Annotated in this window: 15 protein-coding genes; 8 read left to right on the top strand and 7 right to left on the bottom strand. The window is 65.2% G+C overall.

From position 1 onward, the window contains the following. The first annotated feature begins 5 nt into the window (after positions 1-5). Positions 6-2,882, top strand: a complete 2,877-nt coding sequence (locus tag ACXJLH_RS04950; protein ID WP_457442696.1) for a TIM-barrel domain-containing protein — start codon at positions 6-8, stop codon at positions 2,880-2,882. 128 nt (positions 2,883-3,010) lie between these two features. Here ACXJLH_RS04950 and ACXJLH_RS04945 read toward each other — a convergent pair whose 3' ends face one another. After that, the gene (locus ACXJLH_RS04945) at positions 3,011-3,700 is read right to left on the bottom strand and encodes a glutathione S-transferase (RefSeq protein ID WP_457442694.1); all 690 of its coding nucleotides are present in this window, start codon (positions 3,698-3,700) and stop codon (positions 3,011-3,013) included. 223 nt (positions 3,701-3,923) lie between these two features. Between ACXJLH_RS04945 and ACXJLH_RS04940 the strand changes: the two genes are divergently transcribed. Then, on the top strand, positions 3,924-4,406 hold the full coding sequence (locus ACXJLH_RS04940; protein ID WP_457442693.1) for a GreA/GreB family elongation factor: 483 nt from the start codon (positions 3,924-3,926) through the stop codon (positions 4,404-4,406). Positions 4,407-4,629: 223 nt separating this feature from the next. On the opposite strand, the gene ACXJLH_RS04935 is transcribed toward ACXJLH_RS04940, so the two are convergent. After that, positions 4,630-6,180, bottom strand: coding sequence for a methyl-accepting chemotaxis protein (locus ACXJLH_RS04935; RefSeq protein ID WP_056204591.1), 1,551 nt, complete (start codon positions 6,178-6,180; stop codon positions 4,630-4,632). Between the two features lie 118 nt (positions 6,181-6,298). Between ACXJLH_RS04935 and ACXJLH_RS04930 the strand changes: the two genes are divergently transcribed. Further along, a complete protein-coding gene (locus ACXJLH_RS04930) occupies positions 6,299-7,063 on the top strand; it encodes a type III pantothenate kinase (RefSeq protein WP_457442692.1) in 765 nt (254 codons plus the stop codon). A gap of 47 nt (positions 7,064-7,110) precedes the next feature. Here the strand turns inward: ACXJLH_RS04930 and ACXJLH_RS04925 are convergent, their stop codons facing one another. Beyond that, a complete protein-coding gene (locus ACXJLH_RS04925) occupies positions 7,111-7,830 on the bottom strand; it encodes a phosphatase PAP2 family protein (protein ID WP_457356318.1) in 720 nt (239 codons plus the stop codon). 51 nt (positions 7,831-7,881) lie between these two features. Further along, complete coding sequence (locus ACXJLH_RS04920) at positions 7,882-8,175, bottom strand: hypothetical protein (protein WP_157282161.1); 294 nt, start codon at positions 8,173-8,175, stop codon at positions 7,882-7,884. Positions 8,176-8,301: 126 nt separating this feature from the next. Between ACXJLH_RS04920 and ACXJLH_RS04915 the strand changes: the two genes are divergently transcribed. Together ACXJLH_RS04915 and ACXJLH_RS04910 are read left to right on the top strand one after the other, a co-directional pair. Beyond that, the gene (locus ACXJLH_RS04915) at positions 8,302-9,231 is read left to right on the top strand and encodes an ABC transporter substrate binding protein (protein ID WP_235532125.1); all 930 of its coding nucleotides are present in this window, start codon (positions 8,302-8,304) and stop codon (positions 9,229-9,231) included. After that, on the top strand, positions 9,228-11,540 hold the full coding sequence (locus tag ACXJLH_RS04910; RefSeq protein WP_457442691.1) for a hybrid sensor histidine kinase/response regulator: 2,313 nt from the start codon (positions 9,228-9,230) through the stop codon (positions 11,538-11,540). The genes ACXJLH_RS04915 and ACXJLH_RS04910 overlap by 4 nt, the downstream gene beginning before the upstream one ends. Here the strand turns inward: ACXJLH_RS04910 and ACXJLH_RS04905 are convergent. Then, positions 11,486-12,262: a response regulator gene (locus ACXJLH_RS04905; protein ID WP_200955353.1), complete on the bottom strand. Its 777-nt coding sequence runs from the start codon at positions 12,260-12,262 to the stop codon at positions 11,486-11,488. The genes ACXJLH_RS04910 and ACXJLH_RS04905 overlap by 55 nt on opposite strands. Positions 12,263-12,420: 158 nt before the next feature. Here ACXJLH_RS04905 and ACXJLH_RS04900 point away from each other — a divergent pair, with 158 nt between their 5' ends. The 3 genes from ACXJLH_RS04900 to ACXJLH_RS04890 all read left to right on the top strand — a co-directional run bounded on the left by ACXJLH_RS04900 (position 12,421) and on the right by ACXJLH_RS04890 (position 20,845). Further along, the gene (locus ACXJLH_RS04900) at positions 12,421-13,053 is read left to right on the top strand and encodes a helix-turn-helix transcriptional regulator (protein WP_056204618.1); all 633 of its coding nucleotides are present in this window, start codon (positions 12,421-12,423) and stop codon (positions 13,051-13,053) included. A 118-nt stretch (positions 13,054-13,171) separates the two neighbouring features. After that, positions 13,172-15,076, top strand: coding sequence for an ATP-binding response regulator (locus tag ACXJLH_RS04895; protein ID WP_056204621.1), 1,905 nt, complete (start codon positions 13,172-13,174; stop codon positions 15,074-15,076). Positions 15,077-15,082: 6 nt separating this feature from the next. Continuing rightward, positions 15,083-20,845 (top strand): alkaline phosphatase D family protein, encoded by a 5,763-nt coding sequence (locus ACXJLH_RS04890; RefSeq protein WP_457442690.1) that lies wholly within the window; start codon positions 15,083-15,085, stop codon positions 20,843-20,845. Positions 20,846-20,848: 3 nt separating this feature from the next. Here the strand turns inward: ACXJLH_RS04890 and hslU are convergent, their stop codons facing one another. Next, complete coding sequence (gene hslU, locus ACXJLH_RS04885; protein ID WP_457356312.1) at positions 20,849-22,174, bottom strand: ATP-dependent protease ATPase subunit HslU; 1,326 nt, start codon at positions 22,172-22,174, stop codon at positions 20,849-20,851. After that, entirely contained in the window at positions 22,171-22,734 is a 564-nt protein-coding gene (gene hslV / locus ACXJLH_RS04880) for an ATP-dependent protease subunit HslV (protein ID WP_057296634.1), read from the bottom strand. Before hslV ends, hslU begins: the two co-directional genes overlap by 4 nt. Positions 22,735-22,755: the final 21 nt, after the last annotated feature.

Genomic DNA, 22,755 nt, shown 5'->3' with positions numbered 1-22,755 from the left:
ACGACATGACGCCATCACTCTCGCTTTCCGTGCTCGCCACGACGTTGCTGGCGACGCCGGCTTCCTTCGCCGGCACCTACCAGCAAACGCCCACGGGCGTGTTGGTGAGGCCCGATACGGGCAGCGTGACGGAGCTGCGCTTGAATGCCATCACGGAGTCGATCATCCAGGTCATCGGGGTCGACGATCCGGCGCGTGCGCAGATCGAGTCGCTGATGGCCGTCGCCAAGCCAAGCGGACGCTTCACCGTGAAGGCCGGCCCCGACGCCGTGACGCTCGATGCAGGCAAGGCGTCGGCCCAGGTGTCGCTGAAGGATGGCCGGGTCACCTTCCTTGACGCCAAGGGTGTCGCCGTGCTGACGACTGAGCGGGCCGACCTCCAGCCGGTCATGGTCGAGGGCCGGCCCTACGTCGCTCCCTCCGCCCAGTTCAACCGGGGCACGACCGAGGCGTTCTACGGCCTGGGGCAGCACCAGAACGCCCAGATGGACTTGAACGGCGAGGATGTCGAGCTGCGCCAGCACAACATGGACATCGCCATCCCGTTCGTCGTGTCCGACAGGAACTACGGCGTGCTCTGGGACAACGCCTCTGTCACGCGCTTCGGCAATCCGCTGCGCTTCGGGCTGGCCAGCCGTGACCTGAAGCTCACCGCACTGGACGGCTCCAGCGGCCTGACTGCGAAGTACTACGTCGACGATCAATTGATCCTGACCCGCGTGGAGCCCGACATCCGCTATCAGTTCCTCAGCGATGTCCGCAACTACTGGCCCACCGACGCCGCGCTGAGCAAGGCCGCCACGCGGGGCAGGAAGGTCAGGGTCGTCTGGGAGGGCACGGCCACTTCCGACAAGCCGGGGCTGCACAAGATGCGCCTGTTCGCTTCGGACTATGTGATGCTGAAGGTCGACGGCAAGACCCTCTTCGACCATGGCATCTGGCGCGCGAACTGGAACGGCTGGTACAACAATTTCGAGCAGCCGTTCAGCCCAGGCAAGCCGGTCAGCCTGCATGTCGAATGGCGGCCGACGAGCGGTCTCATCTCGCTGCATCACTCCGACCCAGAGCCGGCCGCCGACAAGCACTCGTTGCGCTTCACGTCCGAAGCCGGCACCGGCCTGTACTACTACTTCATCAGCGCCGATTCCCTTCAAGGCGTCATTCGCGGCTACCACCAGGTCACCGGCATCCCGCCGATGATGCCGAAATGGGCCTACGGCTTCTGGCAATCCCGGCAGCGCTACCGCACCCAGGCCGAGTTGCTCGGCGTGCTCAAGACCTACCGCGCCAACCGCTGGCCCATCGACAACATCGTGCAGGACTGGTTCTACTGGCCGGAGGACCAGTGGGGCAGCCATGCCTTCGATGCGGCACGCTTCCCCGATCCCAAGGGCATGGTCGATGAAGTGCATCGCCAGCACGCCAGGATCATGATTTCGATCTGGGGCAAGTTCTATCCCAACACCGCCCACTACAAGGAGCTGGACGCCAAGGGCTATATGTGGCGCCGCAATGTCGAACTCGGCATGAAGGATTGGGTCGGGGCGGGCCATCTCAACAGCCACTTTTCGCCCTACAACCAGGACGCGCGGGACATCTTCTACCGCCAGATGAAGAAGCCCCTGGTCGACCTCGGCTTCGATGCCTGGTGGATGGACAACACCGAACCCGACGTGCGCTCCAACGCCAGCCCCGAAGAACTCGCCGAACTGATCACGCCGACGCAGATGGGGCCGGGTGCGCTGGTGACCAACGCCTACGCCACCATGAGCACCCAGGCCGTTCACGACGGGCTGAAGCGGGACCGCCCGGACGCGCGCCATTTCATCCTGACCCGCTCCGGCTTCGCGGGCGTGCAGCGGAATTCGGCGGCGCTGTGGTCGGGGGATGTCGTCGGCACGTGGGACAGCCTTTACAAGCAGATCTCCGCAGGGGTGCAGACCGGGTTTTCAGGCGTGCCCAACTGGACGCACGACATCGGCGGCTACTCGCAGGAAGCGCGGTTCCAGGACAAGTCGGTCGCAGGGCTTCAGGAGAACCGCGCGGCAGGCGGCGTGCGTACCGCCGAAGACCTGAAGGAGTGGCAGGAGTTGAACCAGCGCTGGTGGCAGTTCGGCACCTTCTCACCGTTGATGCGCAGCCACGGCGAAGGCGTGAAGCGCGAGATCCACGAGATCTCGCCCGAGGGGTCCGCCATGCGAGCCAACATGGTGTGGTTCCTGGAAATGCGCTACCGGCTCATGCCCTATATCTACACGGCCGCCGCTGACAGCCACTACGAAGGCGCGCCGATCATGCGCGGCCTGGCCCTCGACTTCCCGGCAGACGCCACGGCCAGGAAGATCACCGACGAGTACCTCTTCGGCACATCGCTGCTGGTGGCGCCGGTGACGCGGTATGGCGCGACGTCCCGCACGGTCTACTTCCCTGGCACGTCGACCTGGTACAGCGTCTGGACGGGTGAGGCGGTCAAGGGCGGCGAGGCGCGAACCGTGGCCGCCCCGCTGGACCAGATGCCTCTCTTCGTCAAGGCGGGCGCCATCGTGCCGATGGGGCCCGTCATGCAATATGTGGACGAGAAGCCCGACGCGCCGTTGACCATCCACGTCTATACCGGCGCCGATGGAAACTACAGCCTCTACGAGGACGACGGCATCTCAAACTCGTACCAGGCCGGCCAGTACACGCGCATCCCTTTTGTCTATGACGACAAGCGCGCCGAAGTCACCATCGGGCCGCGCTCCGGGGGCTATGCGGGCATGGTGACGAAGAGAACCTTCAACATCCGCTTCCTCAAACCCGGCGACCGCACGGTCGACTTCGATGCGCCTGCTATTCCCGTGACCTATTCAGGAGACCGTATCGTCGTCAAGGCGCTGTAAGGGCACCGTCGGCGAATGGGACCACGGCAGAAGGCGCCGCGTCACGGCTTGAACAGATCGACGCGATTTGTGATGAGGCCAACGATGCCGAGCGGCGACCGATCGCTTGATCGACGGCCAAGCAAGCGTTAGAGCGACGGAAAGCGAATCGCACCTTCCGCGGGTAACTTGTACATGCACGCAACGAATAGCGGGCTGACGAGCCAGCCGTTCAGCCAGGACCTTACCGATGGCAGGTTCAGCGTTGCAAACCATCCCGGCTCCACCGAGGCGAACTGGCGGACGAAGGGCAACAATGCCAAGTCGGTGGCGCAGGGCGTGGCGCCGCCCAGGCAGGGCGCGCTTTGCAGCCGTGCCTCTAGCGGTCGCAGAAGCACATCCAGCGCCCTGTCGCGGTGTGCGTCTGGCGTGAGGGTCTCACTCGCGTAGCGCTGGGGGTACTTCCAGCGGTCCAGGTGATGCTTGAAGTCGCCGTCGTTTCGCTGTACCAGGTCAAGGTTCGCAGGCGACTGCGCCCGCGCCCACCAGCCCTGCGCATCGGGCGCGGCCAGTGCCCAGCGCATGATGTCCCAACTCTCCTCGATCACGCTGCCATCGGGCAACTGCAGCACTGGTACCGTAGCCTTGGGCGATAGGGCCAGCAAGCTTGCTGGCTTGTCGCGCAAGCTGACCTCCACCGCCTCGAAGGCCCGCCCGGCCTGCAGCAGCGCCATCCGTGCTCTCATGGCGTAGGGGCAGCGGCGAAAGGTGTAGAGCCGCGGCAACTGTGGCCCTGGGGTGGTGAGTGGTGCGTGCGGTGTCAGGGTCGATGCGTGCATGGGTGAGGTCTGTGCAGCTACGCACGTCGATCTGGATCGCAGCCCCAGGTCACTGGAGGCAGGGTGGCCAATGGTCGCACCGCGGGGCCTCGCCAGAGGCCCGTGACAAGCGTCATTCGACCAAGGCCGAAGTGTGGCTGCAGTCAACAGAAGCCTCGAAAGCTGGTGGAGCCCTTCACAATCACGATCCGCGCCCGCTTGTTCGAGATGTCTACCTTTCATCATGGATAAATTCTTGCTGCAGCAGCAGGTGTTGGAACGGCTCGCCGAAGACCTGCTGCAAGCCGAACAGGCAGCGCGGGCGGCCCATGAAACGGCAACTCACGAAGAAAATATCGCCGAGAACAAATACGACACGTTGGGTCTGGAAGCGGCCTACCTGGCCACCGGCCAAGCTCGGCGCGCCCAAGCCATCCGCCAGGCGATGGCCAATTGGCGCCAATTCCGCCCGCGCCCCTACGACGCCAGCAAAGGCATACAGCTCGGCGCGCTGGTTTGCCTGGTCGATGCCGACGACAAGCAGCAACAGCTCTTTCTCGGCCCGGCTGGGGGCAGCATGAAGTTGGTCAGCGGCGCTCAGACCATTCAGGTCATCAGCAGCGAATCCCCGTTGGGCAAGGCCATGCTGGGCAAATGTGAGGGTGACGAGGTGTCGATACAGGCGGCTCTGATCCGACAGCGGTTTGAGGTGCTGCGGGTTCATTGAGCCGCAAGCAAGTTCACGGCGACTTGATCAGAAATCAATCGCCCCAACCCCTTCAGGAAGCTCCGCACAACTCCTGGCGAGCTATGCGGAGTTCGTTCGGGCTCTCGGCCTCGCGCACATCAATTCACTTCGGTGGCACTGACTGCAAGGCTTGTCAGAGGTTGCCGTCATCGGCTCACCCGTCGACGCGGCAACAGCGACGCCCGCTTGCCGGCAGTCCCGGTCAGCTCAGCTTGAAGCTGCTCACCAGCCCCGCCAGCCGCACGGCCTGTTCCTTCAGCGACTGAGCCGCCGCGGCGGACTCCTCCACCAGCGCAGCGTTCTGCTGCGTCATCTGGTCCAGCTCCGTCACGGTGCCGTTGACCTGGCGCAAGCCCTGGCTCTGCTCGACGGCGGCAGCGCTGATCTCGCCAATGATGTCGGTCACACGCTGCACGGAGCCGACGATGTCGGTCATGGTCGTGCCGGCGTCGTTGACGAGATGCGTGCCGGCCTCGACGCGCTCGACGCTGGCGCCGATCAGCGCCTTGATCTCGCGCGCCGCCTCGGCGCTACGCTGGGCCAGCGAGCGCACTTCGCCGGCGACGACCGCGAAGCCGCGGCCCTGCTCGCCGGCGCGGGCCGCTTCCACTGCGGCATTCAGCGCCAGGATGTTGGTCTGGAAGGCGATGCCGTCGATGGTGCCGATGATGTCGGCGATCTTGCGGCTGGCATTGTTGATCTCGCCCATGGTGCTGACGACGCGCGACACGACCTCGCCACCACGTCCGGCAGTCTCGGCGGCGGCGCCGGCCAGCTGCTTGGCCGTCATGGCCGAGTCAGCGCTCTGGCTGACGGTACCGGTCAGCTGCGTCATCGAGCTGGAAGCCTGCTGCAGGTTGGACGCCGTCTGCTCGGTGCGCTGCGACAGGTCCATATTGCCGCTGGCCACCTCGCTGGAGGCGACCTGGATGCTCTCGGCCGATTCGCGCACCTGGCCGACGATCTCGGACAGCGACTTCTGCATGGCGGCCAGGGCCTGCATCATCTCGGCGGACTCGTCCGTGCCGCTGGCCTCGGGAGCACGCGACAGGTCACCGCCGGCCATGCGTTCGGCAAAGCGCTTGGCTGCCACCAGCGGGCCGATGATGGAGCGCGAGATCAGCACGGCCAGCGCGCCGCCCACGATGACGCAGACGACGAAGGCGACGATGAAGCCGACGAAGACGTTGCCCACCAGCTTGTCCACCGTCGCAAAGATGTCATCGCCGCGCTTCTTCAGGTCGGCCTCGATGTTGTTGAGCATGGACAGCGCCGGCTCATAGGCGACGTCCGCAGCCTTCATCTCCTCGAAGGCCGACTGGGCGTCAGCGAAACCATCTGCGCTGATCTTGTCGGCCACCGGCTTGACGGCCTTGCGGTAGTCGGCCATCAGCACACGGAACTTCGCCAGCGCCTCGCGACCCTTGTCTTCGGTCGTCATCTTGCCGAAGTCGTCCATCGCCTTGTCCAGGCCCGCCTGGGCGCCGTCCCACTCCTTGCGGGCCCGTGCCATGCCTTCCTTGTTGAAGATGGAGGCCACCAGCGTCGATGTGGCCGTCTTGCTCTGCAGCAGGTGGCTGCGGGCCGCAACGGTGATGTTGGACGTCGGGATGAGCTTCTGCGTGATGCCCTGGATGGCCTTCTGCGACACGTTCAGGCCAAAGCCACCGACGGCAACCAGCAGCGCCGTCATCGCCAGGATGATGCCGAAGGCCAGCCAGAGGCGGGCTTGGATACGCAGGCGTCGCAGCATGGCGGTTCTCCTCGTGGGAAAGGGCGATCAGAAATAGCCGCTGATTGAAGCAGAAACCCGCACGGGCAGATACAAATGCGCTGGTAGGCTCGCGGCATCGTTCACGGCACAGCCCACCATGAGCTTTTTGGCCATCGACATCGGCAACACCCGGCTCAAGTGGGCCGTCTATGAAGACGGCGCCGAACCTGGCAGCCCGCCGACGCAGCACGGTGCCGTTTTCCTGGAGAACATCGACCGCCTTGCCGACGACGACTGGCAGCACTTGGCGCCGCCCGCACGCATCCTGGGCAGCAATGTGGCCGGCGACGCGGTGCGCCGCCGTGTCGAGGAGCAGATGGAGCACTGGGACCTGGTGCCCCGCTGGGTCGTGCCCGCCGCCGAGGCGGCCGGCGTGAGAAACGGCTACGACCACCCGACGCGCCTGGGCGCCGACCGCTGGGTGGCCGTCATCGGCGCCCATGCACACGCCAAGAAGCGCGGCTTCGAAGGCCCGGTGCTGGTGGTCATGGTGGGCACGGCGGTGACGGTGGACGCGCTGTCCACCGATGGCGAGTTCCTGGGCGGCCTCATCCTGCCCGGCCACGGCATCATGCTGCGCGCGCTGGAAGGCGGCACCGCCGGCCTGCGTGTGCCCACCGGCGAGGTGCGCAACTTTCCGACCAACACCAGCGACGCGTTGACGACGGGCGGCACCTTCGCCATCACCGGCGCCATCGAACGCATGTTCCGCCTGCTGGCCAAGCGCGAGGGCCGCGAGCCCCTGCTGCTGATGACGGGCGGTGCAGGTTGGAAAGTGGCGCCGGCGCTGGATGCGCCTCATGAACTCATCGAAGGGTTGATCTTCGATGGGCTGCTGGCGATCAACGCGGCGCGGACTTGACCCACACGTACGACGCCGCCGGCCGCACAACCCGACGGCTGCCGCGATCAGAGAAGATCAGTCCTCGCACCGGGCCAGTCTGCAGCGGCCGCGATGGCGGCGGCCTTGAAGTTCGCCGCCTGCAGCAACAGATCGACCACCTGTCCAGCCAGTAGCTTTCCTGCTAGCGAATCGCTCGGGTAGTGCAGGCCGGCCACCTCACGGTTTAGGGCGATATCGGCAGCGGCGGCCAGCAACTTGTCCGTCAATTGCGGAAAGAGGCGCGCATAGAAGTAGGCCAGCGCGTGCGCCTGCGTCGAATGTCCGCTGGGATAGGCAGGGTGGGCAGGATAGAACGGCGCGCCCTTGGGGTACATCGGTTCAACGTCCTCGCAGCACATGAACGGGCGCCCCCGGCTGAACACCCGCTTGAAGTAGTAGATCGGGCGGTCGAGGTTGTCGTACAGCAACCTCAGCGCGGTCCACGTGGCGGGCTTGGTTCCGAACACCAGCGGCCCGACGATGGCCTGGATCGTTTCAGTTGCCGAATACACGGTGCCTTCTGCCTGCTGGCAGATCGCAGTCTTCCTGGCCGGCCTCTCGACCTTCAGCTCAACCAGGTATCGGCATTCGTAGGCCTGTCTCCGCCGCGGCGGTACGGCCAACGTGATCAGGCTGCGCCAGTTCAGGGGCAGGTCTGGCGGATTGCGCCCGGCATCCGTCAATAGATCGGGTTTCCATTCGCCATCCGCAAACAGACAGTCATCTGCGCAAGGACATTCGCTCATATTCGCCTCCCTGGCGCCAGAGTGCTGCCTCTGGCTTGAACCGTTGTGAAATCAGCTTTTATCGATCTTCACCAGATGCACCGACAACGCATCCTTGAACCAGCCCGGGTGTGCGTCGCGCCATTCATGAGCAGCCTGCTCCGTGCCCAAAGCCATTGAGGGAAAACACTGGAGCTCGGTGGCTGCCGCGCCCTTTGCATACGATGCGACTTCGGCAATGAACGGCGGCCGGTCGTCAGCCTTGGGCCAGGTGACGGGTTCATTTGGGGTGCCCTTGGGAACGACCCTCAGCCAGACGTGGCACGGAAGCAAGACCGTCTTCTGCTCCCATTCGATTTCTCTCATTACATTCCTCCGTTGGTGTGTTCTGACACGGCGTCAGCGTCGCAAGGGTAGTGGCAGTAAACCGGCATGCAAATAGGTCAGTTGCTCAGACCGTTGGGAACCACCTCAATAGTGATGGGCTTTGCCATGCTGATGAGCGCCGACAGTTGCCAAACGCCAGCCAGTCCATCGATTGCCTACATCGGATCGTGGCCCGAAGCTTCTGACCCGGTCTACAAGCGCTTCACGGCTGCGCTGTCCAGACGGCACCCGGAGTTGTCCGTCAAAGCCTCGATCCGGCATCATCAAGCGGATGCGGGCAACATCGTGGCGATCGACAAGGCGCTGAAGGCTGCGCTGGAGGGCCGGCCCACTGTGGTGGTCACCCCGACAGGGCAATCTGCAATGCGGGCGGCAAAGCTGCCAAGCCCGACACCCTTCGTCTTTTCCGGCTACACAGACCCAGTAGCGGCCGGCATCCGGGACTCGCTCCAGTTCAGCGCTTCCGCTAACACCGGCGTATCGCTGCTCGACGTTGTCGACGGCAAGCGGCTGGAGATCCTGAAGGACGCCTTTCCACATATCCGCAGGGTCGCTGTCCTGGCCGATCGGTCCTGGGCCGAGAAAAACGGCGGCTCAGCCAGGCTGACCCAACCTGCCCATCTTTTGGGCCTCGAGGTCACCGTTTTCCTTGCCGAAAGCAAGGTCGAGCTTGATCAACAATTGGCCGCGCCGGTAGCCACAGGCTACGACGCCTGGTACATCCCTCCCAGCTACATCGCCTATGTCGCCGAGCCGGAGATCATTGACCATCTCCGGCGGCTGAAGGTGCCTGCCATGCATTCGACTGCGAGAGAGGTCAGAGCCGGCGCCCTGATGGCCTACGAGCAGGACACTTCATTCGTGATGGACGCGCTTGCCGATCTGGTGGCCCGCGTCTGTGACGGGGAGCGCCCCGGCGGCATACCCGTCGAGAGGCCGCATCGCTTCACCTTGATCCTTCGTGCCAATGGCGACTCTGGCTCCCCGCGCCCCGATGCGGCGGTCATTCGCCGAGCGGACATCGTCATTCGATGAATTCAGCATCGCCGGAACGGCCGACCCACAGCCCCCTGTCCAGACGCTACGCGGTTTGGTTTTGCGGACTGACGCTCCTCGTGCTGCTCGTATCCGGAGCGTCCGAGACCTACTTCGGGTATCAGGAATCTTCAGAGCACATTCAGTCGGTTCAGGCCGCCCAGGCAGAAGGCGCCGCGCGCGAGATCGCCAATTACCTCGCCGTCATTGATGCCGGCCTGCGCGATGTCGCCAAGATGCCCTGGGAAGGCCCAGGCTTCGGCCTTCAGCAGCGACGCGAGGAGTTCTATCGGCTGATGCGGCTGGTTCCCGCGATCACAGACCTGCAAGTAGTCGATCGTCAAGCCAGGGAGCTTCTGCATGTATCGAAACAGGCCATGGACCGATCATGGCTTGGCACGGCGTTGGATGAGCCCGAGCTGGCTCGATTCGATGACCGAGAGGGCGTGCGCATGGGCAAGACCTTCTTTCGGGATGACCATCTGCCCACCGTTCGCATGTCTGCCTTCGACGGTGTCGGCGCCATCGTCGCCACCATTGATCTGCGACTGCTGGGTGACGTGGTCGCGCGGCTGAAGGCTGGCGAGGGTGGCGTGGCCTTCATCGTAGACGGCCATGGCACGCTGATCGCACATCCCCGCGCGACGGACATCCTGAGCCGGATCGACCTTTCGGCATCGCAAGCGGTCCTTCAGGCGCGTGCTCATGCCGCGTCGGAGCCCATCCTGGTCCGAGGTCTGCGAACCCTGGATCTCCAGCATCAACCGGTCATCGCGACGGGAGCCGGCATACCGGGTACAGACTGGATCCTGTTCATGGAACAGCGGCGCAGCGAGGCGCTGCGCCCTGTCTGGGCCACCATCAGCCGAACGCTGCTCCTGATGGCACTGGGTGGCATGGCTGCCTTGCTGGTCGGTATCGCTTTCGCTCGCCGCATGGCGGCCCCCATCCTGACCCTGCGCCGCGCCACAGCCCAATTCGCCGTTGGCAATCTAGGCAAGACCATCCAGCTGGGACGGCAAGACGAGATCGAAGACCTCGCCCAGGACTTCAACCAGATGTCCTCCCGCCTGCACGACCTCTACACCAGTCTTGAAGCCAAGGTTGCCGAACGCACGGCCCAGCTTTCCGATGCCCGCGACGGCCTTGCCGCCCGTGCAGAGGAACTCTCCCGCCTCAAGGACGAAGCCGAGCGCGCCAACGCCGCCAAGACGCGCTTCCTTGCCGCCGCCAGCCACGATTTGCGCCAACCCATGCACTCGATCAGCCTGCTGCTGGGCGTGCTGCAGGGGCGGCTGACCAGTCCCGAGCACCTGGCCCTGGCCGACAAGATCCAGTCCTCCGTCGCGACGATGGAGAACCTGTTCGGCAATCTGCTGGACATCTCCAAGCTCGATGCCGGCACGGTGCAGGCCCACATCGAGGATGTGAACCTGGCCTGGCTGTTGCATGGGCTAGAACAGATCTGGGCCCCGCAGGCGGCTGAGAAGGGCCTGAAGCTGCGCGTGCGACCCTGTGACGTCGTCGTGAAGGGCGACGCCGCGCTGCTGGCGCGCATCGCCGGCAATCTGGTGGCCAACGCCATCCGCTATACGCGAGAAGGCGGCGTGCTGGTAGCCTGTCGGCGTCGCGGCGCCAGGGTGGAACTGGAGGTCTGGGACAGCGGGCCCGGCATCGAGCCCCGCTACCAGGAAGCCATCTTCGAAGAGTTCTTCCGCATCGAGGCGCCCGGCACGGGCCAGGAGAAAGGCCTGGGACTAGGTCTGTCCATCGTGCAGCGCAGCGCCCACATCCTGGGCTACCGGCTCAGCGTGGACAGCCGTGTCGGTAACGGCTCGGTGTTCCGCGTCGAAATGCCGCTGGCCGGACCCGCCACGCGGTCAGCGAAGGTCTCGTCAAGGCTTGCGGCCAGCCAACAAGCGCTTGAGGGTCGTTTCATCATCGTCGTCGACGACGATGAGACGAATGCTCAGGCCCTGGTCGACGCCCTGCTCGCGCTGCGCTGCCACGTCGTTGCAGCGGCCTCCTGCGAGGACATGTTGGCCCAGCTGCAGCAGCATCTGCGTGTGCCGGATCTCATCGTCACCGACTACCAGCTCGGCGCCGGGCGCGATGGTTTCGAGGTCATCGCGCGGCTGCGCCAACACTATGACGAAGACATTGGCGCCGTCATCGTGACGGCCAACACGGAAGCCGCCCTGCAGCCGCAAGCCCTAGCCTGCCGCGCCCGGCTGCTGCACAAACCGATCGGGCTTCAGCGGTTGCTGGAAGCCATGAGGGAATCATTGGCATCAACGGCAGAGCCTTGAGCCGGCACCGGCTCTTCGAAGCACAGTCCCATGCGACTCGCAGCCAGTACGGCCTGGGTGCGCGTCGTCACGTTCAATGCCCGCAGCACGCACGAGGTGTGCGCCTTGACGGTACTGAGCGACAGGTTCAGCTGCCGACCGATCAGTTTGGCCGGTTTGCCCTGCAGCAGCAGATGCAGCACGTCGGCCTGGCGCGGTGTCAGGCCCAGCTCAACAGGGCGCCGCCCCTGCGCAGGCGGTGCCAGCGGTGCCGGCATGGCGGGAGTCAGCGCACGGCCGCCGAGGAACACCGACGACGGCAGGTAGATGCCCTTGGCAAGGATGAGGCGCAGCGCACCCAGCATGACCTGCGACGTCGAGCTCTTGGGAATGAAGCCCATCGCACCCGCATCTAGCACGGCAAGCACCGTGTCCTTGTCATCGGCCGAGGACATCACGACGACCGGCACCTCAGGATGATCACGCCGCAGCCGGCCCAGACCCTCGAGGCCAGACAGCCCTGGCAGGCCGAGGTCGATCATGACCAGATCGGCGTCGCCGCGCTCGGCAAGCACCGCAAAGGCCTCCTCGCAACTGCCCGCCTCCCAGGTTTCAAGTGCTTCCACCAGTGGTTTCAGCAGCAGTGCCACGCCTTCTCGGAACAGGGGGTGATCATCAATCAACAGAACTTTCATCGGCAGTCTCCCGCTGGGCTGCATGGTATCGGCGCAGGAACGCGCCATCGTGGATTGCGGGTAAGCCTTTTGGCCAGGCCTTTTGGTCTATGCGCGGTGGCATGGGTTGGTGTGCTTCTAGGCAATGGCGATGCCGGCTTGCAATCACCAAACTTGATGACATCAACGAGGGCGCCTTTGCGCCACACAGGCTCAGGGAGATCCAAATGCTGCAAGCTGTTCCCGTCGCATACACCGAACGCCGAGTCGGCCACGAAGCCCAGCCACGCCAGGTGCTGGGCGCCCTGCCCCAACCGCTGATGGTGCTGCTGCCCGATCGGCGCCTTCTGTTCGTCAACACGAGTGCGGAGCACTTGCTGGCAGAGGGACTCTGGCAGTCGCGGTCCGAACACCTGATGGGCCTGGGGCAGCTGGACGCACAGCGCCTGGGCGAGGTGCTGGCGCTGGCGGCCGCGGGCTCGTCCTCGCGCACCGGGCTGTGGTTCACGCCCAGCTTTGCGACCGGCTGGCTGCACGCGGCGCCGCTTGCGCCGGCCATCAGCAGTGCCTCGGGCTGGCCTGACGGCTGCCTGCTGCTCGTCATCCATCTGGACCAGCCGGTGCTGACCCAGGCCGCACGCATCGACGCGCTGACCCGCCAGTGCCGCCTCAGCCAGGCCGAACGCCACGTGCTGATGCTGCTGGCCGACGGTGAGCCGGTGGAGGCCGCCTCCCGTCACCTCGGTCTGTGCGTCAGCACCGTGCGCAGCCATGTGCGCAACCTGCTGGGCAAGACGCAGGCACCGTCGCTGATGCAATTGCTGCGCTGGACGGGCAGCGCGCAGATGCTGCCGCACTGATAAGGGGCACGGCATCTAGCGCGAAGTCAGGGCTTGCGAGCCTTGACCTAGCCCGAGCCAGCTCCCATCATCCGCGGCGCCCAAGGGAAGGGCCAACAAAGCGCGGGAGCTCGAAGACGTGCGATCAGAAACTCGAACCGACGACGAGCGGCAGGATGAGCTGATCCAATCCTTCATCTATGGGCGCTTCGAGGACATCTTCCTCAGCCAGAGCCTGCGTGCGCAGGTCGGCATGCTGCTCGCGGCGAGCTTGATCGCCTTCATCTGGTTGAACCGTACGCAAGCATGGCCGCCTGTCGCCTGGGAGGCTGCCGTGATCGCGGTCACCGGATGGCGCATGCGCTACACGACCAAGTTCGTACGCGCCGCTACCGAGGGCACCGGCTCCATGCGCCGCATCGCCTGGCTGCTGGCCATCAATGGCGTGCTGATGGCCGTGCCCCTGGTGGCTTTCGGCGGTTTCGACGCCACCGAGCGTGCGGCCATCTCCATCATCCTGCTGTCGTCGGCAACCGCCTCGACCGTCACCACCTCAGGCCACCGCTCCCTGTTCCTGGCGTTTGCCGCGCCCATGCTCATCCCCCTGGCCGGGACCTGGATGTTTCTCGGCGGCCTGCAGAACCCAAGCCCGGGGGAGTGGTGGCTCGCGGGGTTGATCATCGTGTTCCTGCTCTTCCTGGTCGGCCTGGGCAAGCAGGTCAACAAGGTGTTCGAGGAATCAAGCAAATATCGCTACGGCGAACAGCAGCTCAATGCCAAGCTGACGAGGGCCCTGCAGCAGGCTGAAGAGCACCGTCTGGTTGAACAGCAACTCAATGCAGAGCTGACGCAGGCACTGCAACGCGCTGACGAGCACCACCAGGTTGAACAGCAGCTCAACGCCAAGCTGACGCTGGCATTGCAACGCGCCGATGAGTCCAACCGAGCCAAGACCAAGTTTCTTGCAGCCGCCAGCCACGACCTGCGCCAGCCGCTGCACGTGATGACCGTATGGCTCGGCGTGCTGCGGCAATCCAAGATCGACGAGGACACGCGCGGCATCGTGAACAAGCTGGAGTCGATGAACCAGGCCTTGTCCAAGCAACTCGAAGGCCTGCTGGACATTTCCAAGCTCGACGCCGACATCGTCACGCCCAGACTCGCGCCCTGCAGCCTCGATGCGCTGCTGACCGGGCACCAGCAGGCCATGGAACCCGTGGCACACCTCAAGGGCATCCACCTGGAACTGCAGTGTGACGAGAGCCTCGCGGTAGCGACCGACGAGACACTCTTCTCCCGCATCCTGCGAAACCTCACGGACAACGCGCTCAAGTTCACGCGCCGTGGAGGCAGCGTCCGCCTATCCCTGCAACGAGACGGCGATGACGCCGTGCTGAGCGTGGCCGATTCAGGCGTGGGCATTGCAGAGAAGGAACTCGAATATGTCTTCCAGGAGTTCTATCAAGTGGCAAGCACGGAGCGGGACCGCTCCGAAGGCCTGGGGCTGGGCTTGTCCATCGTTCGTCGCCTGTGCGCCCTCCTCGGCGTGCAGTTGGCCCTGGAATCCAAATTCGGCGTCGGCACCACGTTCAAGCTGAGGCTTCCCCTTTCCAGCCTCGAAGAAGAACCCGTCATTGAAATCGCGGCGCCCGAGGTGGTGGGCTTGTCGGTGCTGGTCATCGACGACGAACTGGACGTCCGCGAGAGCACCCAGGCCCTGCTGCGCGGCTGCAATGTGCATCTGGCCGCATCTGGCGCAGAGGCGCTCAAGATCGCTCAGGCCGTCTTCATCGACGTGATCCTGTCTGACCTGCGCCTGCGAGACGGCGAGAGCGGCATTGACGTCATCCAGCAGCTGCACTTGGTGCGCCCAGAGGCACACGCCGTCATCATCACCGGAGACACCGCACCGCAACGGTTGCGCACGGTCATATCGGCCGGCATCCCGCTGATGATCAAGCCCGTTGATCCCCAAAAGGTCGTCCGCGATTTCAATATTTCCAGCCGACCAAGCCAGCAAGAAGCCAGCTCACCAGGGAGGTGATCGGACATGAACAGCGGCAGCACCACGGCGGCTCCGGCCGCAGGACAACGCCTGTCCCAAGGGCTCGGCGAGCTCTGGACCTCTGACGTCGACAAGCGTCGCTTCGACGTGCTGATCATCGGCAGCGGCTACGGCGGCAGCATGGCCGCCGCCGAGCTGGCGGGAAGGAGCTCGGGCACCACCGGCAAGCCGTTGCGGATCGGCCTGCTGGAACGGGGCAAGGAATACCTGCCGGGCGAGTTCCCGTCGCACTTCAGCGAGCTGCCGGGACACATGCGCATGGGGCAGCAGCAGACGGGGCGCGTGGGCGGCAAGCACGAAGGCTTGTTCGACCTGCGCCTGGGGGAAGACGTGAACGCTCTCGTCGCGAATGGGCTGGGCGGCGGCTCGCTGATCAATGCGGGCGTGCTGCTGAAGCCAAAGCTGACAGACCTTCCCCCCGGCGATTTGCACGAGCTGGTCTACGAACTGGAGCAGGCCGGGCTGTTCAAGGAGGCCAAGTACCTGTTGGGTGGCTTTGCGATACGCAACAAACGGCAGGTGCGCAACAGAATCACCCTCCACCCGGGCGCCAGCAACAAAAGCGGATTGCCCAAGACCGAGGCACTGAGCAAGCTCTCCAGCCGCGCAGCTGATATGCCGCCCTTGTCGGTAGCCATGGCCAACGAAGCCAATTCGGCGCAGGTCAAGCTCAACCAATGCACGCTCTGCGGCGATTGCATGACAGGCTGCAACATTGGCGCCAAGAACAGCCTGGATGCCAACCTGCTGGAGCTGGCCAAGTGGCGCGAGGCGGAAATCTATACCGGCGCCACGGTGCTGTCCCTGCGACGCAGCGACAAGGACGATCCACACTGGCGAGGCAGGCCCGATTGGGTCGTACGCGTCGTGCATACATCGCCTGCGCTGCAGCAGCGAGAGCCGAAAGAGCTCCACCTGTATGCAGACACGGTCATCCTCGCGGCAGGCACGCTGGGCAGCAGCGAGATCCTGCTGCGCTCCCGCACCGACAAGCTGGTGTTTTCGTCCCGGCTCGGCGAGCGCTTCTCATGCAATGGCGACAACATCGCCGCCGTGGCCCAGATGCCCGAGGCAACAAAGGGCTGCGCGGATGAACAAGTCGGGTTGAAGGATCGAGGGGTCGGCCCGACCATCACCGGCTCCATCACGGTGCCCGTTTCGGCAAAAGTGAAGCGGCCTTTCCGCATCCAGGAGTTCTCGGTACCCGGCCCGCTGAAGCCGTTGTTCGAGCAACTCGTCACCACGGCCAGCTTGATCCACCGCATGCCGGAAGGCGACTCCACAAGGCATGGCGCGGAAGGCGCCGGCACCGATCCCCTGGCCGTGGACTCGACGGCCATGGGCAAGACGCTGCTGGTCGGCGTCATCGGCCACGACGATGCCGCGGGCTCGTTGCACTTGCCGCGGCCGTTGCGCCCGCGCGACCGGCCCGCCGAGCCGGGCACGTTGAGCATTCACTGGCCCGAGGCCCGCAAGGCCCGCGACCTCACCCAGGCGCATGAGGAGCTGGAACGGCGCGCGCTGGATGTGAAGCCGGCCGCCCGGCTCATCGCCAACCCGATGTGGCGGTTGCTGCCGCCCAAGCTGGAGCAACTCGTCACCCAGCCACGCGGCCCCGTGCTGACGGTGCATCCACTCGGTGGCTGCCCCATGGCCAAGACGGCGGCCGATGGCGTGGTTGACCGCTTCGGCCGCGTCTTTGACGCAGGCCGGGAGCGACTGCCCAATGATGAGCCCATCCATGACGGCCTGCTGGTACTGGACGGCTCCATCATCCCGGGGTCGTTGGGAGCCAACCCGGCGCTGACCATCGCCGCGACAGCCTTGCGCGCGGTGCGCCGGCACTGGGAAAGTTTTCCTCCCGCCAGTTCGCTTCCGCCACTGCGCAATCGCCGCATGGCACAGCCGGACGACACCCGCCCCAACGCGCCTTTGCGGCCGACGGAGATCGAGATCGTCGAGCGCCTTGTCGGCACGGTTCCCCTGCAGTTCAACACGACGCTACCCCAACCGCATGTGGTGGAGCTGACGCTGGCCTACGAACGTTTCCATCCCGAGGATCTGCGCACGCCGATGAACCGCAAGGTGGAAGTCAGGCCGGGCCACAGCTCGGTCATCCGCATCTTTGAACAAAGCACCTGGGACGAAAAACACTTGCGCGTGGCCAGTGATGCTCAGCGCGAGCAGCACATCAAATTCAAGGCGGAACTGCGCGGCGATCTGCGCTTCCTGCACCGTGAGCGCTCTTCGTCGCTGAAGCGCCGGTTGCGCACCCTTGTCCCATGGGCGTTGAACCGGGGCCTGCGGGACATCGTCCAGAAGATCAAGGAGCCGAACAAGACCAGCGCCGGCCTGCAGGACTGGCTCGAGTACGCGGGTGACCTGTGGCGCATGGCCTCGCGCGCAGGCGAGGTTCGCCGCTTTGACTACGAGCTCTACGTGGGCAAGGTGCTCATGCCCTGGGAAGACGCAGAGGGCCCTCGCGAAGGCCAGGGCATCTCCGGCGTCAAGCGCCTGACCTACGACCGCCGTGCCAACCCCTGGCACCAGCTCACCCGACTCTCCCTTACGCGCATGCCGGGCATGCCGAACAGCCAGCGGCCCCTCCTTGAACTCGACATGCGCTTTCTCGCCAGCCAGGGCTTCCCGCTGCTGCGCATCACGGGTCAGCAGGACCACGCCCGCGCGCTGCTGGACCTCGCCTGCTTCGGCCTGCTGTGGCTGCGTGTGCTGATCAGCATCCATCTGTGGACCTTCCGCAAGCCCGACACGCCGTCGCTGAAAGAACCCGACCGCTTGCCGCGGCCCATTGCGGGCCTGCCCTCACCCGAGATCACCGAACTGTGGGTGGACCGCATGCCCGGGCCCTACGAGGAAGCCATCCAGGATCCGCGCCCCGCTGCAGGTCGATGCCGGCCCTCGCTCATCGACTTCTGCAAGAACAGCGGCGATGTGCCCGTCAAGATCCGGCTGACCCGCTACCTGCCACCGCCCACCGTGGAGCGCCGCGGTCGGCCGCTGGTCATGCTGCACGGCTACAGCGTGAGCGGCAACACCTTCACACACGAATCATTGGCGCCCAACAGCGCGGCGGAGTTCTTCTGCCGCCAGGGCCGCGAGGTGTGGGTGGTTGACCTGCGCACCAGCACCGCGCTCGCCACCGCCACCTACCCCTGGCCGATGGAGCAGGCCGCGCTGGTCGACATCCCCGCGGCGCTGCTGCACATCCGCAATGCCACCGGCAAGGAAGTCGACGTGCTCGCGCACTGCATCGGCTGCGTGATGCTGAGCATGGCCTTGCTCACCGACCCGCGCAAGGTGCGCTCAGGCGTGACGCAACTCAGCGTCGACTCCTGGCTGACCACGGAGCACCTCGCCACGCTCACCGCTTTCAACGGTGCCGAGCCGCCGGCAAAAGGCGCCAGCCACCCTTGCGTGCACCGCGTCATCCTGAGCCAGAAGGGCCCGCTGCTGCGCTACACCGACAGCAACATCTTCCGCGCCTTCGTGCTGCAGTCGGCCCGGCGGCTGCTGATGAAGGACGACTATCAGTTCCGCCCGCCTCGCGAGCCCAAGGTTGCCGATCAGCTGCTGGACCGCCTGCTGGCGAGCCTCCCCTACCCCGACGCAGACTACGACGTCGAGAACCCGCTGTGGCCCTTCAAGACCACACCCTGGGTCGCCTCGCGCCACCGCATGGACGCGCTCTACGGACGCGACTTCGATGCCGCCAATCTCAGCGATGAGACGCTCGAGGCCATCGACGACCTGTTCGGCCCCATCAACCTGGAGACCGTGGCCCAGACCATCCACTTCACGCGCTTCCAGGTCATCACCAACCAGCGCGGCCGTGGCGAGTTCGTGACGCGTCGACAGCTGCGCGAGCGCTGGAGTCCAATCCCGACCATGATCATCCATGGTCAGCACAACGGGCTGGTCGACGTGAACACGCAGGACCTGCTGGGAAGCCACCTAGCCGGTGCCGGTGTGCGCCTGGACCATCCCAAACCCGATGAGGGGCCGTATGCGAACCTGGGCCATCAGGACGTGCTCATCGGCAGGGATTCGCTTCCTGTCTTCGAAGACCTTGAGCGCTTCCTGAGCTTGAAGGACGACGAGCTTCCTGACCCGCTCGAGCCCGAAGAGGCGAGGCATGTCTTCCTTTCGCCATGGATCGGGCCCCGCATCGCGTTGTCCGACAAGGCGACGAGCGTCGTCCGGCTGGCCTGCATGTCCCACCCCGTTCAGGGTCGGGCGACGCTTTGCCTGTTCCCGGTGTCTCAAGCCGGTGGTCAATTCAAGCTGGGGCAAAACCCGGCCGGCGTGGTCGTCGGCGACGACGACAACAGTGAGCGATGGCTGTTCGCCCAGCCCGCCGTTCCTTCGGACGGCAGCACCGGGTCAGACTATCTCGCCTTGCTGGCGTATGCCCGTGACGAGGTGGTCGACTGCGAGGAAGCATGGCCATTCATCCCGCAGCCGACGTCGGCCAACCCTCCTTCGGGCCTGCGCGCGCTGCTGGTCGCGCAGCCCTTGGAAACCGCCAAGCTCCTTCAGCAAGCCCAGGAGTGGGTGAAGCTCCAGCCCACCGCGGTGCTGCAGAACGCCTTCGTCAAGGCCGGGGCCTTGGCGGCGGCCTTGAGCCAGCACACCGCCACCTCACCGCAATATGGCACCCGTTTCGCGCTGGCCAGCTGCCAGTACCCCGCCGGCCTCATGGATGGCCCGGTAGCACAGGCCAACCTGCAGCAGCTGGCTGACACCACGCTCGAGGGCCCGCAGGTGGGTTTCGCGCTGCTGGTCGGCGATCAGATCTACGCCGACGCCACTGCCGGCCTCATGGACCCGATGCGCCGCGACGAACGCTACGACCAGCCTCACCAGAAGGCCCTGCGCGCCAGCGGCATGCGCAGCCTGCTGCGCAGCATGCCGGTGCAGATGCTGCTGGACGACCACGAGATCGTAGACAACTGGGAACCCACGCCGGAGAAGGTCGAACAGGCGCGCCCCATTGATGCATTGCGCAACCGCCTGCTGCGGCACCACGGCTTCAGCGCCTTCCGCCGATACCAACGCATGGCCCATGGGCGTTTCAGTCATTCCGCGACCGCCGACATGCATTTCCTGCATGCCGGCTTCCCCTTCTATCTGGCTGACACGCGCACCGGGCGCACGGCACGCGGTTCCACCGTGCCGCAAGCGCAGCAGTCCATCCTGAGCCATCGCCAGGAACAACGCCTGCAGGCCTGGCTCAAGCGCCACCGCGAGGCCGTGAAGTTCGTGGCCACACCCTCCCTGCTGCTGCCCCGCCGCCTGCAGACCAAGCAAGACCCCGCAGGCGGCGCGCGCCACAGCGATGCCTGGGACGGCTTCCCAGCCTCGCTGGAAAGGCTGCTGATCTTCATCGCCGAGAACGGGATCACCAACACGGTGTTCCTGTCGGGCGATGAGCATCACAGCCTGGTCGCGGAGATCGAGATCACCGCGTCGAGCGGCAGGGCGGCGAAGGTCCTCTCCGTCCACAGCTCGGGCCTCTACGCGCCCTTCCCGTTCGCTAACGGCCGTCCGAGCGATCTGGTGCTGAACGAGACCTTCCCGCAAGGCGAGCTGACGGTGAAGGTCACCTCACACCTCGCCCAGACGGGTGATGGTTATGCAATCCTCCACACCAATGGCATCGACCTCGACGTGGAGTTCAGCCGCCCGGGCGGCGCCCCGCCGAAAACCATCAGCAAGCGGCTGGTTTGAACCTCAGAGGATGAACCGACTCAAATCCTCATTTGCCGCCAACGCGCCCAGCTTCGCATCCACCGCGGCCGCATCGATGACCACGGTCTGACCCGAGTTGCGCGGCGCATCGAAACTGATCTCGTCGAGCAGCCTCTCCATCACCGTCGCCAGCCGGCGCGCGCCGATGTTCTCGGTGCGCTCGTTGACCTCGAAGGCGATCTCCGCAAGGCGGCGGATGGCGCCTTGCTGCAGGTCCAGCGTGACACCCTCGGTGGCGAGCAGTGCCTGGTACTGCTTGACGAGGCTGGCGTGGGTGCTGGTCAGGATGGCTTCGAAATCGGCGACCGACAACGAATCCAGCTCGACGCGGATGGGCAGGCGGCCCTGCAGCTCGGGGATGAGGTCGCTGGGCTTGGCCAGGTGGAAGGCGCCGCTGGCGATGAAGAGGATGTGGTCGGTCCTCACCAGGCCGTATTTGGTCGACACCGTCGTGCCTTCGACCAACGGCAGCAGGTCGCGCTGCACGCCCTGACGCGACACCTCGGCGCCACCGTGTTCGTTGCGCGATGCCACCTTGTCGATCTCGTCGATGAAGACGATGCCCATCTCCTGGGCATTGGCCAGCGCCGCGGCGCGGATCTCCTCCTCGTTGACGAGCTTGGCCGCTTCCTCTTCGATGAGCAACCTCATCGCTTCGGCGACCTTGAGCTTGCGCGTCTTCTTCTGAGTGCCGCCGAACTGGCTGAACATGCCCTTCAGCTGTTCGGCCATGTCCTCCATGCCTGGCTGGTTGCCGAAGGGGCCGAGCACTTCCATCGTGGGCCTGGGGGCGAGCAGGTCGAGCTCGATGTCCTTGTCGTCGAGCTGACCCTCGCGCAGGCGCTTGCGCAGGGTCTGGCGCGTCGCGTTGTCTCCGTCCTGCGAGCTCGGGCTGCCCGGCAACAGTATCTGCAGGATGCGCTCCTCGGCGGCGTCCTCGGCGCGCGTCTGGCAGCGGCGCATGGCTCCCTCGCGCTCCTGCTTGACGGCGACCTCGATGAGGTCACGAATGATGGAGTCCACGTCCTTGCCGACATAGCCGACCTCGGTGAACTTGGTCGCCTCGACCTTGATGAAGGGCGCGCCGGCCAGCTTGGCCAGGCGGCGGGCGATCTCGGTCTTGCCAACGCCGGTCGGGCCGATCATCAGGATGTTCTTGGGCGTGATCTCGCCGCGCAGCTTCTCGTCGACCTGCTGGCGGCGCCAGCGGTTGCGCATCGCGATCGCGACGGCGCGCTTGGCGGCCTGCTGGCCGACGATGTGGCGGTCCAGCTCGGAGACGATTTCCTGGGGGGTCATCGAACTCATTCAAGCACCTCGAGGGTGTGATTCTGGTTGGTGTAGATGCAGATCTCGCCGGCAATCTCGAGCGAGCGCTTGACGATGTCTGACGCGCTCAAATCGGTGTGCGCCAGCAAGGCCTTGGCGGCGGCCTGGGCGTAGGCGCCGCCAGAGCCGATGGCGACGATGCCCTGCTCGGGCTCCAGCACATCGCCGTTGCCGGTGATGATCAGCGACGCGGTCTTGTCAGCCACGGCCAGCATGGCTTCCAGCCGGCGCAGCACGCGGTCGGTGCGCCAGTCACGCGTCAGCTCGACCGCCGCGCGCACCAGGTGGCCCTGGTGCTTTTCCAGCTTGGCCTCGAAACGTTCGAACAGCGTGAAGGCATCCGCCGTGGCACCCGCGAAGCCCGCCAGGACCTGGTCACGGTAGAGCTTGCGCACCTTGCGCGCGCTGGCCTTGACGACGATGTTGCCCAGGGTCACCTGGCCATCGCCGCCGATGGCGACCTGCCAACCGGTGGGCGTCTGGCGGCGCACTGAAACAATGGTGGTGCCGTGATAGACGGCAGAAGATTCTGAAGACATAGGCCGTCCCAGTTGAGGTTC

The organism is Roseateles sp. P5_E4, assembly GCF_054049255.1.
Note: the sequence above shows the minus strand (reverse complement) of the source record. Positions and strands in the feature narration are given on the sequence as shown.

Coding starts and splice junctions, on each gene's coding strand:
- ACXJLH_RS04950 (WP_457442696.1), top strand. CDS start 6: ATGACGCCATCACTCTCGCTTTCCGTGCTCGCCACGACGTTGCTGGCG.
- ACXJLH_RS04945 (WP_457442694.1), bottom strand. CDS start 3,700: ATGCACGCATCGACCCTGACACCGCACGCACCACTCACCACCCCAGGG.
- ACXJLH_RS04940 (WP_457442693.1), top strand. CDS start 3,924: ATGGATAAATTCTTGCTGCAGCAGCAGGTGTTGGAACGGCTCGCCGAA.
- ACXJLH_RS04935 (WP_056204591.1), bottom strand. CDS start 6,180: ATGCTGCGACGCCTGCGTATCCAAGCCCGCCTCTGGCTGGCCTTCGGC.
- ACXJLH_RS04930 (WP_457442692.1), top strand. CDS start 6,299: ATGAGCTTTTTGGCCATCGACATCGGCAACACCCGGCTCAAGTGGGCC.
- ACXJLH_RS04925 (WP_457356318.1), bottom strand. CDS start 7,830: ATGAGCGAATGTCCTTGCGCAGATGACTGTCTGTTTGCGGATGGCGAA.
- ACXJLH_RS04920 (WP_157282161.1), bottom strand. CDS start 8,175: ATGAGAGAAATCGAATGGGAGCAGAAGACGGTCTTGCTTCCGTGCCAC.
- ACXJLH_RS04915 (WP_235532125.1), top strand. CDS start 8,302: ATGCTGATGAGCGCCGACAGTTGCCAAACGCCAGCCAGTCCATCGATT.
- ACXJLH_RS04910 (WP_457442691.1), top strand. CDS start 9,228: ATGAATTCAGCATCGCCGGAACGGCCGACCCACAGCCCCCTGTCCAGA.
- ACXJLH_RS04905 (WP_200955353.1), bottom strand. CDS start 12,262: ATGGCGCGTTCCTGCGCCGATACCATGCAGCCCAGCGGGAGACTGCCG.
- ACXJLH_RS04900 (WP_056204618.1), top strand. CDS start 12,421: ATGCTGCAAGCTGTTCCCGTCGCATACACCGAACGCCGAGTCGGCCAC.
- ACXJLH_RS04890 (WP_457442690.1), top strand. CDS start 15,083: ATGAACAGCGGCAGCACCACGGCGGCTCCGGCCGCAGGACAACGCCTG.
- hslU (WP_457356312.1), bottom strand. CDS start 22,174: ATGAGTTCGATGACCCCCCAGGAAATCGTCTCCGAGCTGGACCGCCAC.
- hslV (WP_057296634.1), bottom strand. CDS start 22,734: ATGTCTTCAGAATCTTCTGCCGTCTATCACGGCACCACCATTGTTTCA.